Origin of the sequence: Pseudomonas benzenivorans, assembly GCF_024397895.1 — a bacterium.
GTDB classification, from domain to species: Bacteria; Pseudomonadota; Gammaproteobacteria; order Pseudomonadales; family Pseudomonadaceae; genus Aquipseudomonas; species Aquipseudomonas benzenivorans_A.
In genome coordinates, this window is the sequence record NZ_CP073346.1 from 2,978,668 (window position 1) to 2,996,298 (window position 17,631).

Here is a 17,631-nt window from a genome sequence, read left to right on the forward strand (position 1 = left end):
TCAAAGGAGATGAACATGCGTGAACTCTTCGAGCTGCGCGGGGCTGACCCCGAGCTGCTGTTTTCCCCCTACTGCTGGCGCGTGCGCCTGGCCCTGCTGCACAAGGGCCTGGAGTTCCACAGCCGGCCGCTGTGCTTCACCGACAAGACGCCCCTGGCCTGTTCCGGGCAGCAGCTGGTGCCGGTGCTGCGCGATGGCGACAGCGTGGTGCACGACAGCGTGGCGATCTTCCAGTACCTGGACCGTACCTATCCCGAGCGCCCCCTGCTGGGCGCCGGCGAGGCGGCCAATCGGGCGCGACTGCTCGAGCGGGTGATCTTCCAGGCGCTGCGCATGCCCCTGCTGAAGATTCTCGTGCCGCGGGTCCACGCGGTGATCGCGCCGGCTGATCAGGATTACTTCCGCACCACCCGCGAAAAGGCCCTGGGCAGCACCCTCGAAGCCTTCGCCGATCCCGAGGCGGGTGCCGTGCAGCTGCGCCAGGCCCTGGCGCCCCTGGAGGCCTGGCTGGCCGATCAGCCCTATCTGGACGGCGACAGCGCCGGCGGTACTGACTATCTGGTCGGCGGCCTGTTCTTCTGGGCCTGGTGCCTGGGCACCCAGCCCTGGGCCACGGATTCCAAGGTAGGGGCCTGGTTCCAGCGCCTGTTGAATCACTATGAGGCCGCGTGCGGGCCGGTGAAGCGTGCCGAGACGAGCGGGCAGGAGGCGGCATGATCGACCTCTACTACTGGACCACGCCGAACGGCCACAAGGTCAGCATCTTTCTCGAGGAAGCCGGCCTGGAGTACCGGGTGATACCGGTGCACATCGGCAAGGGCGAGCAGTTCGACCCGGCCTTCCTCAAGATCGCGCCGAACAACCGCATTCCGGCCATCGTCGACCACGACCCGCGTGACGGCGGCGAGCCCATCGCCCTGTTCGAGTCGGGGGCGATCCTCGAGTACCTGGCGGACAAGGCCGGGCAGTTCCTGCCGAGCGAGGCGCGGGCACGTTATCAAGTGCTGCAGTGGCTGCACTGGCAGATGGGCGGAGTCGGGCCCATGGCCGGGCAGAACCACCATTTCGTGCGCTACGCGCCGGAACCTATCCCCTATGCCATCGAGCGCTACGTCAAGGAAACCGCGCGGCTGTATGGCGTGCTCGACCGCCAGCTGGCGGGGCGCGACTACGTGGCCGGCGCCTATTCGATCGCCGACATGGCCATCTACCCCTGGACCAAGGGCTGGGAGGCGCAGCGACAGCGCCTGGAGGACTTCCCGCACATGGCCGCCTGGCTCGCGCGCATGGCGGCGCGGCCGGCGGTGCAGCGCGCCTATGCCCTGGTCGATGAGGTCAACCGCGACCCCGACGCCTTGCTCACCGCCGAGGCGCGCAAGCTGCTGTTCGGCCAGGGCGCCTGAGTCGTCAGCAGGACCGCCCGGCACCGGGCGGTCTCGTCGGTGTGCCGCAAGATTGGATAATTCAGGGAATATCCCTGAAAAGTGCGGCCAATTCAGGTCGGCTCCTGGCAGGCGTTGCCTAGACTTTTCCTATGGTCATCCGGTTTTCGCCTGGAGGTAGCTATGCGCATCGGTGTTCCCAAGGAAATCAAGAATCACGAGTACCGCGTCGGCCTGACGCCGCAGTCGGTGGCCGAGCTGACCGTGCTCGGTCACGAGGTGCTGGTCGAGACCCACGCCGGCAGCGCCATCGGCTTCAGCGATGCCGACTACCTGGCCGTTGGCGCGCAGATCGCCAAGGACGCCGGCCAGGTGTTCGGCGAGGCGGAGCTGATCGTCAAGGTCAAGGAGCCCCTGGCGGTGGAACGCGCCCGCCTGCGTCCGCACCATACCCTGTTCACCTACCTGCACCTGGCGCCGGATCGGCCGCAGACCGACGAGCTGATGGCCGGCGGCGCCACCTGCATCGCCTACGAAACCGTCACCGACAACCATGGCCGCCTGCCGTTGCTGGCGCCGATGTCGGAGGTGGCCGGACGCATGTCGATCCAGGCCGGCGCCAATTGTCTGGAGAAGGCCCGTGGCGGTCGTGGCGTGCTGCTTGGCGGGGTGCCGGGTGTGGCCCCGGGCAAGGTGGTGATACTCGGTGGTGGCGTGGTCGGCAGTCATGCCCTGGCCATGGCCGTGGGCCTGGGCGCGGACGTCACCGTGCTGGACAAGAGCGTCGATGCCCTGCGCCGCCTGGATGCCCAGTACGGCAGTCGCATCACCACCCTCTACTCGACCCGCACCGCCGTGCGCGAGCAGGTGCTGGCGGCGGACCTGGTGATCGGCGGCGTGCTGATTCCCGGTGCGGCGGCGCCCAAGCTGATCAGCGCCGAAATGGTCAGCAAGATGCAGCCCGGCGCGGTACTGGTCGACGTGGCCATCGACCAGGGCGGCTGTGCGGAGACCTCCAAGGCCACCACCCATGCCGAGCCGACCTATGTGGTCGACGAGGTGGTGCATTACTGCGTGGCCAACATGCCCGGTGCGGTGGCACGCACCTCGACCCTGGCGCTGAACAACGCGACCCTGCCGTTCGTCATCGCCCTGGCCGAGAAGGGCACGCGCCGCGCCCTGGAAGAAGACCCGCACCTGTGCAACGGTCTCAACGTGGCCAAGGGCCTGATCACCTGCGGCAGCGTCGCCGAGGCCCACGGCCTGCCGTATCACTCGGCCACCAGCGTGCTGGAGCATCTCTAGCCCGGCCTGTGCCATCGCGGCGTGGCTCCGGGCGTTAGCCCTGGGCCTGACGTCGTGGTGGCCGGTCGCTTCCATCGGACTTGCCGGTGCGGCTAGTCTCTAGCTGGACAGAAGTCGATCAGGGGAGCTGTGCATGGCCACTTCAATTATCAGTCGTCGCCGCGTGCTCGCCGGTCTGGGCGGCGGCGCCTTGCTGCTCAGCGCGCCAGGCGCCTTCGCCGAGCGGTTGCTGACCCCGGCGCAGACGGTCGGGCCCTTCTACCCCGACCTGCTGCCCCTGGATCGGGACAACGACCTGGTGCAGGTCGACGATGGCCTGACCCCGGCCAGCGGCACTGTCGTGCACTTGCACGGGCGGATTCGCGACGCCCGGGGACGGCCCTTGGAGAATGCGCTGGTGGAGATCTGGCAGGTCGATGCCCATGGCGTCTACCTGCACAGCCGGGGCGGGGATCGCGAGCGGCGCGACCCGAACTTCCAGGGCTATGGCCGCTTCCTCACCGCCGCCGACGGACGCTACCGCTTCCGCACCATTCGCCCGGTGCCCTACCCGGGGCGCACGCCGCATATCCATTTCGCCGTGACCCTGCCTGGCCAGGCGCGGTTCGCCACCCAGTGTTATATCCGCGGCGAACGGCTGAACGCCCGCGACGGCATCCTCAACGCGATCGCCGATCCCAAGCTGCGCGATTTGCTGATCGTGCCCTTCGTGCCGGTGGCCGGCTCGGTGGCGCGTGAACAGGTGGCGCGCTTCGATATCGTCCTAGGGCTGACGCCGGCCTCCTGAGCCGGCGCGCGCCGCGCGTCAGAGCGGCCAGACCAGCAGCAGCAGCGGTACGCTGACCAGCACCACGAGAATCTCCATCGGCAGGCCGAGGCGCCAGTAGTCGCCAAAACGGAAGCCGCCGGGGCTGAGGATCAGCGTGTTGTTCTGGTGGCCGATGGGGGTGAGGAACGAACAGGACGCGCCGATCGCCACGGCCATCAGCAGGGAATCGGGATTGACCCCCAGCTGGTTTGCCGCGCTAAGGGCGATCTGGCACATGACGGCGGCGGTGGCGGCGTTGTTCATGAAGTCCGAGAGGGTCATGGTCACCACCAGCAGCAGGGTCACCACCACCACCGGGTTGCCCTGGGCGACGTGCTCCATCAGCAGGCGCGCCAGCAGGTCGGCCGCGCCGCTGGCGGACATGGCCCCGGCCACCGGGATCAGGGCGCCGAGCAGCACGATCACCGGCCAGTCGATGGACTGGTAGAGCAGGCGCAGCGGAACAATCCGAGCCACCATGAACACCAGCACGCCGGCGGCGAAGGCCACCGCCGCCGACAGCACGCCGAACGCGGCGAGCAGCACGGCCAGCAGCATCACGCCCGCGGCCAGGCTCGCCTGGCCCGGGTTGGGAATGCTGATGGCGCGCTCGGCCAGGGGCACGCAGGCGTAGTCGCCGGCGAATTCGTTGATGTCACTGGGCTCGCCCTGCATCAGCAGCACGTCGCCGCGCTCGATCAGGGTCGAACGCAGGCGCTTGATCGAACGGTGGCTCTGCCGCGAGATCGCCAGCAAGTTGATGCTGTAGCGGCTGCGCAGGCGCGTGCTGCTGGCCGACAGGCCGATCAGCTGGGAGTCCGGCCGCACCAGCAGTTCCTGCAGCACGCTGTCGTCGCCGCCGCTTTCCTTCTTGTCGCTGACCTTGCTCTTGATCTTCTTCGCATCGGCCACGGCGCGGAGCGCCTCGTCCTCGGCCTGTTTCTCCTCCTTGGCAACCTTGGCGGCCTCCAGTTGCAGGCCGAGCTTGCCGAGCACATCGCCGAGGGCTTCCGGTTCGGCCTCGATCATCAGCACGTCGTCGACCTGGAGGATGCGCCGTGGGTTGGGCGCCGATAGGCGCAGCTTGTTGCGCACCATGCCGACCACCTGGGCGTCGGCCTCGTCGAGCAGCTTTTCCACTTCTCGCAGGCTCTTGCCCGCCGCCTTGGCGCCTTCCTTGACCCGCGCCTCGGTGATGTAGGTGCCGGTGTCGAAGCTGGCGGCGCCCTCCACTTCCCGGCGGGGCACCAGGCGCCAGCCGAGCAGGGAAATGAACAGCACACCGGTCAGCGCGACGGCGACCCCCACCGGGCTGAAGTCGAACATGGCGAAGGGGCCGGCGCCGCTCTGGGCGCGGAAGCTGGAGACGATCAGGTTGGGCGGTGTGCCGATCAGCGTGGTCATGCCGCCGAGGATGGTGCCGAAGGCCAGCGGCATCAGCGCGCGCCCCGGGGTGATCTGCTGCTTGGCGGCGAGCTTCAGGGCGATCGGCATCAACAGGGCGAGGGCGCCGACGTTGTTCATGAAGGCCGACAGCAGGGCGCCGAGGCCGGTCAGGGCGGCGATCGACAGCATCGGCCCGGCATTGGCCGGGAGCACCCGGTGGGCCAGGGCGTCGACCGCGCCGGTGCTCTGCAGGCCGTAGCTGAGCACCAGCACGCAGGCCACGGTGATCACCGCCGGATGGCCGAAGCCGGCGAAGGCCTGCTGGTCCGGCACCAGGCCGGTGACCACGCAGGCCAGCAGGGCGCCGAGGGCGACAATGTCGTGGCGCCAGCGGCCCCAGAGAAAGAGCCCCACGGTCGCGGCGAGGATGGCGAAGATCAGGCCTTGGTCTTGGGTCATGCGGCGAACGATCCTTGAACGATGCGATGGGCGGACGAGGGGCAGCGAAACGATGGCGGGCGTTCGCTGATACCACCTGGGGGCGTGGGCCTAGACATACTGCGCCGCCGCGTAGCCCGAGGCCCAGGCCCACTGGAAGTTGAAACCGCCGAGGTGGCCGGTGACGTCGAGTACCTCGCCGATGAAATACAGCCCCGGACTCTTCAGCGACTCCAGGGTCTTGGACGACACCTCGCGGGTGTCGATGCCGCCCAGGGTCACCTCGGCCGTGCGGTAACCCTCGGTGCCCGCCGGCACCAGCCGCCAGTCGCCGAGCTTCTCGGCGATGGCCTTGAGTTCGCCGGCGCTGTACTGCTTCATCGGCTTGGAGACGAACCAGCCATCGGCCAGCAGGCCGGCCATCTTCTTGGTGAACAGTTCGGCCAGCAGGGTCTTCAGCTCGCTGTTCGGCCGCGCCGCCTGCTGGGTGGCCAGCCAGTCCGGCAGGTCGATATGCGGCAGCAGGTCGATGCTGACACTGTCCCCCGGCTGCCAGTAGGAGGAAATCTGCAGGATCGCCGGACCGGACAGGCCGCGGTGGGTGAACAGGATGTTCTCGCGAAAGCTCTGGCCGTTGCAGCTGACCAGGCAATCTTCCACCGAGGTGCCGGACAGCTCGCTGCACAGGGTCTTCAGCTGCGGGTCGGTGAGGGTGAAGGGCACCAGGCCGGCGCGGGTCGGCAGCACCTGGTGACCGAACTGCTTGGCCACCTGATAGCCGAAGCCGCTGGCGCCGAGGGTGGGGATCGAAAGGCCGCCGGTGGCGATCACCAGCGACTGGCAGCAGACTTGGCCGGCGCTGGTCTGCAGCTGGTAGCCGGCGTCCAGCCGGGCGATCTCGCTGACCGAGGTCTGCAGGCGCAGCTCGACCCCGGCGTCCTCGCACTCGGCCAGCAGCAGGCCGAGGATGTCGCTGGACTTGTTGTCGCAGAACAGCTGGCCGAGTTTCTTCTCGTGGTAGGGCACGCCGTGCTTGGCCACCAGGGCGATGAAGTCCCACTGGCTGTAACGGGCCAGGGCGGACTTGCAGAAGTGCGGGTTCTCGGAGAGGAAGTTGCCCGGCTCGCAGTACATATTGGTGAAGTTGCAGCGGCCGCCGCCGGACATCAGGATCTTCTTCCCGGCCTTGTTGGCGTGGTCCAGCAGCAGCACCTGGCGTCCGCGCCCGGCGGCGGTCAGCGCGCACATCAACCCGGCGGCGCCGGCGCCGACAATCACCACATCAGTTACTTGCACAACCACTTCCCCACAACCCGACGGGCGCCGCCAGCGCGGCAACGAATAGCGCGCATCTTACCCGATGGCTGCGGATCAGGGCGCGACCACCGTCGAGGCGATTTCCGTCAAAGCCTGCTGCAGTTTGGCGACCACCGGGCACTGGGCGACTGCGTGCCGTGCGGCCAGGTAGGCGGGATCGTTGTAGCCGAGCCAGACCTGGGCCGACGCATCCTCCCAGACCAGCGCCTTCAGTGGCAGGTCGATGCCGGCGGTCTGGGCGCACTCCAGTAGGGGCGTGCCCCCCTGGGGGTTGCCGAAGATCAGCAGTTCGGTGGGACGCAGCTGCTTGCCCACCTTGGCGGCGCCGGCGGCGTGGTCGATGCGGGCGAATATGCTCAGACCGCGCTGCTCGACCTGTTGCGCCAGTCGGTTCATTGTCTGCGCTGCACTGTGGGGGCTCTTCAGCGCCACCAGCCCTTCCGCGGCCTGGGCGAGCGTGGCGACGGTCAGCAGGCTGAGGACTAGCAGCATTCGTAGGGTGTTCATGGACGGTTCCTCGAATCGGTGGGGGGCACTTGGCAGAAGGGAGGTCGTTGGCGACTCGGTATTCGACTTCCCCGAGATAGGCGCGATGGTGAACGCCGACTAGTATTGATCAATCCTTTGTTCTGAGCAGGTTGTCATGACCGGGTTGCGGGTCTGGTGTTTGTCGTTGGCTTTGCTGTGCGGGCCGGTTAGCGCTGCGGAGGCGCTTAAGCTGGTCGCCAGCCCCTGGCCGCCGTTCAACGACCACAAACTGCTCAACAATGGCCTGGCTTCGGATCTGGTCGGTACGGCGCTACAGCGAGCCGGCTATGCCTCTCACTACTCCGAGGTGCCCTGGGCCAGGGCGGTGAAGGGCCTGCGCCAGGGGCGTTACGATGTGCTGATCAATGCCTGGTACAGCGAGGCGCGCAGCCACTTCGGCTATTTTTCCAGCCCCTACCTGGTAAATCGCATCAGTTTTCTGCGGCGCAAGGGCGAGGCGGTGGAATTTCGCCAGCTTGCCGACCTCTATCCTTATCGCATCGCGGTGATGCGCGACTATGCCTACTCCCCCGAGTTCGATCACGATCGGCAGCTGACCAAGGTTATCGTCAGCGGTTTCCAGAGCGGCGCCCGCATGGTTTACGCCGGGCGGGTGGACATGATGGTGGAGGACGAGTTCGTCGCGCGCTATCACCTCGGGCGCACGCTGCGCGGCATCCGCGATGAACTGGAGTTCGTGCCGAAGCCGCTCAGTGAGAACGGCTTGCATATCCTGGTCAGCCTCGGTCGTCCCGATCACCGGCGCATCGCCGAGGCGTTCAACCACGCCATCGAGGCGATGCGCGCCGATGGCAGCTACGCTGCCATTCTCCGGCGCCATGGCCTCTAGCGCTATTGCCAGATGGTCAGGCCGCGGCCCTGGTGCTTGGCGCGATAGAGGCGCTGATCGGCCTCGTGCAGCAGGTGCTCCAGGCTGTTCCCGGAAGCCTCGCAGACCCCGGCGCTGAATGACAGCGGCGGTGCGCCGGCGCTGTAGTCGAGCCTGGCGCAGCGCTCGCGCAGGCGGTCCAGGGTCTGGGCCAGGCCAGGCGCGTCCTGCCGGCTGAGCAGGGCGAACTCTTCGCCGCCGAGGCGACCGAGCAGGGCCTCGGGCAGGGCCTCGGCGAAGAGGCCGGCGAAGGCGACCAGGGCGGCATCGCCGCTGGCGTGGCCGTGCTGGTCGTTGATCCGTTTGAAATGGTCCAGGTCGATCATCGCCACGCTGACGGGCTGGTCGCGGGCATGGGCCCGTTGCAGCTGGGCCAGGCCCTGTTCGTAGAAGGCCCGGCGATTGTTCAGGCCGGTCAGCGCATCGTACTGCGCGGCCTGCTTCAGGGCGCGCAGCAGGTCGCGGCGCTCAAGCGTCGAGATCACCCGGCAGTTGAGCTCTTCCGGGCAGAACGGCTTGCGCAGGAAGTCATCGGCACCGTGCTTGATGAACTTGGCGCTGAGCGAGCCCTTGGCGTCGGCGGACAGGCCGATGATGATCAGCTCGTGGCGCTTCATCTTCTGGCGCAGCAATTTGACCAGCTCGAAGCCGCTGAGACCCGGCATGCTGTGGTCGACCACCAGCAGGTCGATGTCCGGCTGCGCCTCGAGAATGCGCAGGGTCTCGTCGCCGTCGCGGGCCTCGAGCAGCTGGAAACGGTGCGGCGCCAGCACGTGGCGGATGTACTGGCGGGTGGCGTCGGAGTCCTCGGCGACGAGGATCTTCACCTGGCCGTTGCTTTCCAGGCGATGCAGCAGACGGAAGGCGTATTCGTAGGAGTGCTGGCTCTCCTTGAGCACATAGTCGACCACCCCCTTGAGCAGCAGCTGGTCACGCCGCTGTTCGTCGTAGGAGCCGCTGAGCACGATGCAGGGCAGGCCGTAGTGCATCACCAGGTCGACGCTTTCGCCGTGTGGCGCGTCCGGCAGGTGCAGGTCGACGATGGCGGCGAAGAACAGCTCGGCGGAGCTCTCCAGCATGACCTGGGCCTCGGCCAGGGAGGCGCAGAACAGCGGCTGCAGTTCGGCCTCCTGGCGGAACAGATGCTCGAGGATCTTCAGCACCAGCGGGCTGTCTTCGATGACCAGAATGTTGCGCACGGGAACTCCTGTAGCGGGTGCGGCCGCGGTTTTCGGCGGGCTGGCCCTCAGAGCGTGCGTACGCGCAGCGAGCGGCCCTTGATCTTGCCGTCGGTGAGGCGCTTGAGCGCCTGTTTGGCGATGCCGCGCTCGACGGCGACCAGCGCCTGGTAGTCGAAGATGGCGATCTTGCCGACCTGGGCGCCGGGTATTCCCGCCTCGCCGGTGAGGGCGCCGAGGATGTCACCGGGGCGCAGCTTGTCCTTGCGCCCGGCACCGATGCACAGGGTGGTCATCGGCGGCTGCAGCGGCTCGCCGGACTGCTTCTTCAGGCTGTCCAGCGGGTGCCAGGTCAGCGCACCCTTCTGCAGGGTTTCCACGGCCTGGGCGCGGTGCGCCTCGGCCGGCGCCACCAGGCTCACCGCCAGGCCCTTGGCGCCGGCGCGGCCGGTGCGGCCGACGCGGTGGATGTGGGTCTCCGAGTCGCGGGCCAGTTCGACGTTGATCACCATGTCCAGGGCGTCGATGTCCAGGCCGCGGGCGGCCACGTCGGTGGCCACCAGGACCGACAGGCTGCGGTTGGCGAACATCGCCAGCACCTGGTCGCGGTCGCGTTGTTCCAGGTCGCCGTGCAGCGCCGCGGCGGAAATGCCCTGGCTGCTGAGGTGGTCGACCACTTCCTGGCACTGCTGCTTGGTGAAGCAGAAGGCCACGCTGGACTGCGGACGGAAACTGGTGAGCAGCTTGACCACCGCGTCCAGGCGCTCTTCGGGGGCGATCTCGTAGAAGCGCTGCTCGATCTGGGTGTCGTCGTGCAGGGCCTCGGCCTTGACCTGCTGCGGGTCGCGCATGAAGGCGGCGGACAACTGCTTGATGGCCGCCGGGTAGGTGGCGGAGAACAGCAGGGTCTGGCGCCGGCTCGGGGTCTGGCCGATGATCGCGGCGATGCTGTCGTAGAAGCCCATGTCGAGCATGCGGTCGGCCTCGTCGAGCACCAGGGTGTTGAGCCCGTCGAGCTTCAGGGTGCCCTTGTCCAGGTGCTGCTGCACCCGCCCCGGGGTGCCGACGATGATCTGCGCGCCGTGCTCCAGGGAGCCGATCTGCGGGCCGAAGGGCACGCCACCGCAGAGGGTCAGCACCTTGATGTTGTCGGCGCCACGCGCCAGTCGGCGGATTTCCTTGGCCACCTGGTCGGCCAACTCGCGGGTCGGGCACAGCACCAGGGCCTGGCAACCGAAGAAGCGCGGGTTGAGCGGATGCAGCAGGCCGATGCCGAAGGCCGCGGTCTTGCCGCTGCCGGTCTTGGCCTGGGCGATCAGGTCAAGGCCCTTGAGCATCACCGGCAGGCTCTGCGCCTGGATCGGGGTCATCTGCGCATAGCCGAGGGACTCGAGGTTGGCCAGCATGGCGGCGGACAGCGGCAGAGCGTTGAAGGCGGTGGATGTCACGGTGAGGACCTGCGAAGAAACGAAATGGCGCGCAGTGTAACAGGCCCGGCGCCGCCGGCCGCGCCGGAGCGACGGCGCGTGCCGTCACAGGGTCAGGGTCAGGCCGCCGAGCAGGGCACCGGGCAGCAGGGTCGAGCCGTTGTGGCGCTGGTGGTAGGTGCTGGTGGACAGGCTCAGTTCGCGCTCGCGGGTCAGCGCCTCGAGGCGGCTGCCGAGCAAGGCGTAGAGGCTGTCGTCGAAGCGCATGCTGGCGAGCGGTGCCTGGATGCGGCCGTCCTCGACCCAGAAACTGGCGAAGCGGGTCATGCCGGTGATGCGCGCGGCGGGCCGGTCCGAGTAGTTGAGGTACCACAGGTTGCCGATATACAGGCCGGTGCCCAGGCGCTCGAGCAGGTCCTCTTGCGCCAGCTCGCCGGCGGTCATGGCCAGGGCGCTGGGCGCCTCCCAGGGACTGGCGCCATTGGCCGGCAAGCCGTATTCGGCGGCGCTGCGGGCGCTGACCAGCTGCGCCCCGGGCTGGCCGGCGCGGATCAGCTGAAGGTCCTGGCGCGGATAGCCCTCGCTGGAGAAACCGGGCAGCAGCGAGCCGCTGACCTGCTCGTGCAGGTGCACCAGGGGGCTGAGAGCGGCCTCGCCGCTGTGCAGGCGCTGCAGGGGGCTGTCCTTTTCGGCCAGGGCCTGGGCTGAGAAACCGCCCCAGCCGAGCAGTTCGAGGACTTCCTGGAGTGCCGCGGGGGCCAGGTAGGCGCGGTATTCGCCGGGCGCCAGGCTGCGCGTGGGCAAGCCCAGGTAGGTCAGCTGCTCGCGCGCCTGCCGCAGGCGCGTGGCGAAGCCCTCTGCCTGCCACTGCTGGCCGGCGTACTGCGCCTTGAGCGCCTGGCCGTTGCCGTGGAACAGGCTCCAGTCGAGGTTGAAACTGCTCGCCTGGTGCCAGCCGAAGGCCCCGCTGGAGCTGGCGAAGCCTCGGCTGACGGGGCCGGCGGCATAGAAGCCGACCAGGTCCAGGTCGCCGGCCTCGCGGGCGACCTGCTCGACCACCGTGGCGCTGTCCGGCAGGGGCTCGAGCTGCAGGCTGTGGCTCTGCCAGGGCTCGCGGTTGAACTGCAGGTAGGGGTCGGGCGGCAGCAGCGGCAGGATCGCGCGCAGCTGCTGCAGGGCCTCCTCCAGGCGCAGGCGATCGACCTGCGGCTCGCCGCTCAAGCTCAGCTGCTGCTCGGCATGGCGGCCGTCGCGGATCAGCTGCAGGTCCAGGCTCGCCTGCTGCACCCGGCCGGCCTGGCGCACCCGGGCCCGGTTGAAGCGCACGAAGTCGGAGCGCTCGGCGCTGTAGCCGAGGCTGAAGTCCTCGCCGGCGACCAGGGCATGGCGCAGCCACTGGCAGAGGGTCTCGAACTGGTTGAGGGCGTCGTGGCTCATCAACTGGCTCCCCCGAAGACGTCGACCGCGGCGAACACACAGGCCGGTGTGGCATGGCCGACCCGCACCACCTGGTTGGGTTCGCCCTTGCCGCAGTGCGGGGTGCCCAGCACCTCCACGGTGCTGGCGTCGCCGACGGCGCTGAGGGCGCCCCAGAATTGGCTGGAAACGCCGCGGTAGTTGGGGTTCTTGACCACCCCGCGCAGCTCGCCGTGCTCGATCAACTGGCCCCATTCGCAGCCGAACTGGAACTTGTTGCGGGCGTCGTCGATGGACCAGGAACGGTTGCTGGCCATCAGGATGCCGTGCTCGATGCCGCCAATCAGCTGATCCAGGCTGTGGCCGCCCGGCTCGATATTGAGGTTGGCCATGCGGTCGATGGGGGGGCGGTTCCAGCTGCTGGCGCGGCTGTTGGCCACCCCCGGCAGGCCGCTGCGCAACTGCGACAGGGCGCCACCGAGGGGCCGCAGCAGCAGGCCGTCACGGATCAGGTAGTGCTTGCTGGCCGGCTGGCCGTCGTCGTCGAAGGCGTAGCTGGCCAGCTCCTCGGGCACCTGCGGGTCGAAGGTCACGTTGAGCAAGGTCGAGCCGTACTGCAGGCGGCCGAAGTCCTCGGTCTTGACGAAGCTGGTGCCGGCGAAATTGCGCTCGTCGCCGAGGATGCGGTCCAGCTCCAGGGGATGGCCGATGGACTCGTGCAGCTGCAGGATCATCTGGTCGGGCATCAGCAGCAGGTCGCGCGGCCCGCTCGGCGTGTTGGGCGCCAGCAGCAGCTGCAGGGCCTGGTCGGCGACCTGGGGCGCGGCGCCGATCAGGCCCAGGCGGCTGATCAGCTCGGCACCCCCCTGCTGGCCCAGGTGGGCGCCGCCGAGGTTGCGGGTCTGGCTGTCGTGGCCGTCGTAGGCGGTGACGCTGAGGTGCGGGTAGACGAAGCGCTGGGCCGAGTGCAGCTCGGCGCCGGCGGTGTTCAGGTAGAGCTGCTCGACTTCGCTGATATGCAGGCCGACCCGCCAGTTGACCAGGCGCGGATCTGCCGGTACCGCCGCCGACTCGGCGGCCAGCAGCTGGTAACACTCGGCGAGCGCGGGAAAGGGCTGGTCGAAGCCGGGGGAGCGGTAGTCGCCGCGGGCGCTGGACGGCTCGAGCGCGCCCTGGTCGAGCAGCGCCTGGGCGGCGATGCGCCGGGCCAGCTGGGCGGCCCCGTCGAGTGCGGCCTGCAGGCCCTGGCGGGACAGGTCGCTGGTGGCCGCATAGGCTTCGACGCCGGCAATGCGTACGCTGAGCATCGCGCCTTCGTCGCGGGCAAAGCGCGGCGGCTCGGCAATGTGCTTGCGCACCGCCAGCTGCCGGTCGTCCTGGCGCACGTAGCGCAGCGACCAGTGCTCGGCCGCGCAATGCAGGCCGGCGAAATGGCGTTTGAGGGTGGCGAAGGCTTCGGACATGGGGCGACTCCTGGCCAGCGTGCCGGCCCAGGACCGGCACGCTGGTGGCGGACAGTTGGCCAATGATTGCCCAGCTGTCCGCCCATCACAAGGCGTCAGGGTCGCCGACCCGCGCGTGGCAGGCCGGCGCAGGCGACCCCTAGCGGCGCTGGAAGGTCGCGCCCACCCAGCTGATCAGGCTGTTGCGTGGCGCGGTCTGCTTGGTGCCGAAACTCTCGGTGATGCGGTCGAGGATGATCGCCAGCAATACCACGGCCATGCCGCTTTCGAAGCCTAGACCGATATCCAGGCGCTGGATGCTTGCCAGCACGTCGTTGCCCAGGCCGCCGGCGCCGACCATCGAGGCGATGATCACCATCGACAGGGCCATCATGATGGTCTGGTTGACCCCGGCCATGATCGACGGCATGGCGTTGGGCAGCTGCACCTTGAACAGCAGCTGGCGACCGGTGCAGCCGAACGACTGGCCGGCCTCGACGATTTCCTTGTTGACCTGGCGGATGCCCAGGTTGGTCAGGCGCACGGCCGGCGGCATGGCGAAGATCACCGTGGCGATGATCCCCGGCACGCGGCCGAGGCCGAACAGCATGGCCGCCGGGATCAGGTAGACGAAGGCCGGCATGGTCTGCATGAAGTCCAGCACCGGGCGGATGGTGGTGGCCACCCGCTCGCTGCGCGCCGCCCAGATGCCCAGGGGGATGCCCAGCAGCAGGCTGATCAGGGTCGAGGAGAAGGTCAGGCCGAGGGTGACCACGGTCTGCTCCCAGAAGCCGGTCATGACGATCAGGATGAAGGACACGGCGGTGAAGGCGGCGAAGCGGGCGCCGATGCGCCACAGGCCGAGGCCGACGAAGAGGGCGATCAGCAGCCAGGCCGGCGGCAGCATCAGCAGGGCCTCGACGCCCTCGGAGAAGCCGGCGACCACGCTGCCGATGCTGTCGAAAGCGCCACTGTAGTTGTCCAGCAGGTGCTGGACCACGTCGTTGACCCAGCTGCCCAGGTCGAGTTTCTTGTCGCTCATGTCATTCTCCCTGCATACGGTTGAGCAGGCGACCCTTGCTGATGGCGCCGCTGTAGAGGCCGTTGGCGTCGATCACCGGGATCGGCCCTTCGTTGATCACCAGGCGTTCGATCACCTGTTCCAGGGGCATGTCCTCGGGCACCGGCTCGATCTGCTTGAGCACGTCCTTGTCGAGCTTGATCGGCTTGCCGCCTTCGGTCATCAGGGCGATCTTCTCCAGGCTGATGGAGCCGCAGAAGCGCTTGTGCTCGTCGACGACGAAGGCGTAGTGCTTGTCTTGCGCCTGCAGCTCACGACACACGGTCAGGGCGCAGGGCGCCACGCCGTTGTGCACGTAGGTCGGCACGCTGTCGGCCTTGAGCTGGCTGGCGGTGAGGTAGCGGTTGGTGTCGACGGTGTCGAAGAAGTTGCGTACGTAGTCGTTGGCCGGGCTGTCGACCAGCTCCTGGGGGGTGCCGACCTGGATCAGCTTGCCGCCTTCCATGATGCCGATGCGGCTGCCGATGCGCATGGCTTCCTCGATGTCGTGGGAGACGAAGATGATGGTGCGGCGGTGTTCCTTCTGCAGCTCCAGCAGCAGGTCCTGCATCTCGCGGCGCTTGAGCGGGTCGAGGGCGGAAAACGCCTCGTCCATGATCATGATCGAGGGGTCCACCGCCAGGGCGCGGGCCAGGCCGACGCGCTGCTGCATGCCGCCGGACAGCTCGTGGGGGTGCTTGTGGGCGAAGGTGTCCAGGCCGACCTGGGCGAGCACCTCCATGGCGCGCTGCTCGCGTTCCTTGCGGCCGACGCCGGCGACCTCGAGGCCGAAGGCGGCGTTGTCCAGCACGCTGCGCGAGGGCATCAGGGCGAAGGACTGGAAGACCATGCTCATGTCGCGGCGGCGCAGGTCGACCAGTTCGGACTTGGTCATCTTGGCGACGTTCTGGCCGTCGATGTAGACGTTGCCGGCACTGGGGTCGATGAGGCGGTTGATCAGGCGGATCAGGGTCGATTTGCCCGAGCCGGAGAGGCCCATGAGGACGAAGATCTCGCCCTCCTCGACGCTGAAGGAGACATCGCTGACACCGATGACGGCGCCCTTCTCGGCGAGGATCTTGTCCTTGCTCCAGCCCTGCTTGAGCAGGTCGATGGCTTCTTGTGGGTTCTGGCCGAAGACCTTGAACAGGTTCTCGACGACGATCTTTCCAGACTGCATTGGGTGGGACCCTCTCTTATTAGAATTCAGTGCTGATGAGTGAAACCCGGCGCGCAAGGCACGGCGGCCGCTGATAGTGCTTGCCTGTGTGAATGGGGGAGCGTTGCTCGGCCGGGCCAGCGCCGTCAGGCGATGGCCGGCCTCGCGAGTCGGCGCCGCTAGCGCTGTGCGGTACGGCGTGCCGGCGCGCCGCCAGCCACGTAGTAGGGCGCAGTGCTGCGCGGCAGCGGGGTGCGGCCGCGGATTTTGTCGGCGATCTTCTCGGCCATCATGATGGTCGGTGCGTTGAGGTTGCCGGTGGTGATGATCGGCATGATCGAAGCGTCGACCACCCGCAGGCCTTCCATGCCGTGCACCCGGCCCTGGCCGTCGACCACCGCCATGTCGTCTTCACCCATCTTGCAGGAGCAGGACGGGTGGAAGGCGGTTTCCGCATGATCGCGGACGAAGGCGTCCAGCTCGGCATCGCTCTTCACGTCGACGCCGGGGCTCAGTTCGCGGCCGCGGTAGGGGTCGAGGGCGGACTGCGCCATGATCTCGCGGGTGATGCGGATGCCGTCACGGAACTCCTGCCAGTCCTGTTCGGTGGCCATGTAGTTGAACAGGATGCTGGGGTGCTGGCGCGGGTCCTTGGACTTGAGGTGCACGCGGCCGCGGCTGGGCGAGCGCATGGAACCGACGTGGGCCTGGAAACCGTGCTCCTTGACCGCATTGCTGCCGTTGTAATTGATCGCCACCGGCAGGAAGTGGTACTGGAGGTTCGGCCACTCGAATTCTTCGCGGCTGCGGATGAAGCCGCCGGCCTCGAACTGGTTGCTGGCGCCGACGCCCTTGCCGAGAAACATCCACTGGGCACCGATCTTCGGCTGGTTCCACCACTGCAGCGCCGGGTACAGCGACACCGGCTCCTTGCAGGCGTACTGCAGGTACATTTCCAGGTGATCCTGAAGGTTCTGGCCGACGCCGGGCAGGTCATGCACCACGGGAATGTCGAGGTCGCGCAACAGGGTGCCGGGGCCGACCCCGGAACGCTGGAGGATCTGCGGCGAGGCGATGGCGCCGCTGCACAGCAGCACTTCGCGGCGGGCATGCACGGTCACTGGGGTGTCGCTGTCGCCCTGCAGGTAGGCGACGCCGATGGCGCGCTTGCCGCTGAACAGGATGCGGTCGGTCAGGGCGTGGGTGACGATCTTCAGGTTGGGCCGGCCGCGGGCCTGGTCCAGATATCCGCGGGCAGTGCTGGCACGCCGGCCCTGGGGGGTCACGGTGCGGTCCATCGGGCCGAAGCCTTCCTGCTGGTAGCCGTTGAGGTCGTCGGTGCGCGGGTAACCGGCCTGCACGCCGGCCTCGATCATGGCCTGGAACAGCGGGTTGTTGCCGGTCTTCGGCGTGGTCACGCTGACCGGACCGTCGCCGCCGTGGTAGGCGTTGGGGCCGATGTCGCGGGTCTCGGCCTTGCGGAAGTAGGGCAGGCAGTCCAGGTAGCTCCAGTCCTCCAGGCCTTTCTCCTTGGCCCAGCCGTCGTAGTCCATGGCGTTGCCACGGATGTAGCACATGCCGTTGATCAGGGAAGAGCCGCCCAGACCCTTGCCGCGACCGCACTCCATGCGCCGGTTGTTCATGTGCGGCTCGGGATCGGTCTCGTAGGCCCAGTTGTAACGGCGGCCCTGCAGCGGAAACGCCAGGGCCGCGGGCATCTGGGTGCGGAAGTCGAGACGGTAGTCGGGGCCGCCCGCTTCCAGCAGCAGCACGCTGACGTCGGCATCCTCGGTCAGGCGAGTGGCCAGCACGTTACCGGCTGAACCGGCGCCGACGATGATGTAGTCGAATTCTTCACGCATAGACTCTACCTGCTGTGTAGCCCGGTATTGCTCC

15 protein-coding genes are annotated in these 17,631 nt (G+C 68.0%); 5 read left to right on the forward strand and 10 right to left on the reverse strand.

From position 1 onward, the window contains the following. Positions 1–15: 15 nt before the first annotated feature. From KDW96_RS13860 to KDW96_RS13875, 4 genes are all read left to right on the forward strand, one after another. Positions 16–717: a glutathione S-transferase N-terminal domain-containing protein gene (locus KDW96_RS13860; RefSeq protein WP_255836839.1), complete on the forward strand. Its 702-nt coding sequence runs from the start codon at positions 16–18 to the stop codon at positions 715–717. After that, on the forward strand, positions 714–1,403 hold the full coding sequence (locus tag KDW96_RS13865) for a glutathione S-transferase N-terminal domain-containing protein (protein ID WP_255836840.1): 690 nt from the start codon (positions 714–716) through the stop codon (positions 1,401–1,403). Before KDW96_RS13860 ends, KDW96_RS13865 begins: the two co-directional genes overlap by 4 nt. Positions 1,404–1,565: 162 nt before the next feature. Continuing rightward, the gene (gene ald / locus KDW96_RS13870; protein WP_255836841.1) at positions 1,566–2,687 is read left to right on the forward strand and encodes an alanine dehydrogenase; all 1,122 of its coding nucleotides are present in this window, start codon (positions 1,566–1,568) and stop codon (positions 2,685–2,687) included. A 133-nt stretch (positions 2,688–2,820) separates the two neighbouring features. Next, on the forward strand, positions 2,821–3,474 hold the full coding sequence (locus tag KDW96_RS13875; protein ID WP_255836842.1) for a dioxygenase family protein: 654 nt from the start codon (positions 2,821–2,823) through the stop codon (positions 3,472–3,474). Positions 3,475–3,492: 18 nt separating this feature from the next. On the opposite strand, the gene KDW96_RS13880 is transcribed toward KDW96_RS13875, so the two are convergent. The 3 genes from KDW96_RS13880 to KDW96_RS13890 form a co-directional block, all read right to left on the reverse strand. Then, a complete protein-coding gene (locus KDW96_RS13880) occupies positions 3,493–5,340 on the reverse strand; it encodes an SLC13 family permease (protein ID WP_255836843.1) in 1,848 nt (615 codons plus the stop codon). Between the two features lie 90 nt (positions 5,341–5,430). Beyond that, entirely contained in the window at positions 5,431–6,615 is a 1,185-nt protein-coding gene (locus KDW96_RS13885; protein WP_255836844.1) for a BaiN/RdsA family NAD(P)/FAD-dependent oxidoreductase, read from the reverse strand. 75 nt (positions 6,616–6,690) lie between these two features. Beyond that, entirely contained in the window at positions 6,691–7,143 is a 453-nt protein-coding gene (locus KDW96_RS13890) for a DUF302 domain-containing protein (protein ID WP_255836845.1), read from the reverse strand. 136 nt (positions 7,144–7,279) lie between these two features. Between KDW96_RS13890 and KDW96_RS13895 the strand changes: the two genes are divergently transcribed. Then, positions 7,280–8,014 (forward strand): substrate-binding periplasmic protein, encoded by a 735-nt coding sequence (locus tag KDW96_RS13895; protein WP_255836846.1) that lies wholly within the window; start codon positions 7,280–7,282, stop codon positions 8,012–8,014. Positions 8,015–8,016: 2 nt separating this feature from the next. Here the strand turns inward: KDW96_RS13895 and KDW96_RS13900 are convergent, their stop codons facing one another. The 7 genes from KDW96_RS13900 to betA form a co-directional block, all read right to left on the reverse strand. Further along, complete coding sequence (locus tag KDW96_RS13900; protein ID WP_255836847.1) at positions 8,017–9,252, reverse strand: diguanylate cyclase domain-containing protein; 1,236 nt, start codon at positions 9,250–9,252, stop codon at positions 8,017–8,019. A gap of 47 nt (positions 9,253–9,299) precedes the next feature. Then, positions 9,300–10,679 (reverse strand): ATP-dependent RNA helicase DbpA, encoded by a 1,380-nt coding sequence (gene dbpA, locus KDW96_RS13905; protein ID WP_255836848.1) that lies wholly within the window; start codon positions 10,677–10,679, stop codon positions 9,300–9,302. Positions 10,680–10,763: 84 nt separating this feature from the next. Beyond that, entirely contained in the window at positions 10,764–12,095 is a 1,332-nt protein-coding gene (locus KDW96_RS13910; RefSeq protein WP_255836849.1) for a TldD/PmbA family protein, read from the reverse strand. After that, on the reverse strand, positions 12,095–13,537 hold the full coding sequence (locus KDW96_RS13915) for a TldD/PmbA family protein (protein ID WP_255836850.1): 1,443 nt from the start codon (positions 13,535–13,537) through the stop codon (positions 12,095–12,097). Before KDW96_RS13915 ends, KDW96_RS13910 begins: the two co-directional genes overlap by 1 nt. Before the next feature lie 139 nt (positions 13,538–13,676). Further along, the gene (locus KDW96_RS13920) at positions 13,677–14,558 is read right to left on the reverse strand and encodes an ABC transporter permease (protein WP_255836851.1); all 882 of its coding nucleotides are present in this window, start codon (positions 14,556–14,558) and stop codon (positions 13,677–13,679) included. A 1-nt stretch (position 14,559) separates the two neighbouring features. Beyond that, positions 14,560–15,756: a quaternary amine ABC transporter ATP-binding protein gene (locus KDW96_RS13925; protein ID WP_255836852.1), complete on the reverse strand. Its 1,197-nt coding sequence runs from the start codon at positions 15,754–15,756 to the stop codon at positions 14,560–14,562. A 158-nt stretch (positions 15,757–15,914) separates the two neighbouring features. Further along, positions 15,915–17,597, reverse strand: coding sequence for a choline dehydrogenase (betA, locus tag KDW96_RS13930; protein WP_255836853.1), 1,683 nt, complete (start codon positions 17,595–17,597; stop codon positions 15,915–15,917). Positions 17,598–17,631: the final 34 nt, after the last annotated feature.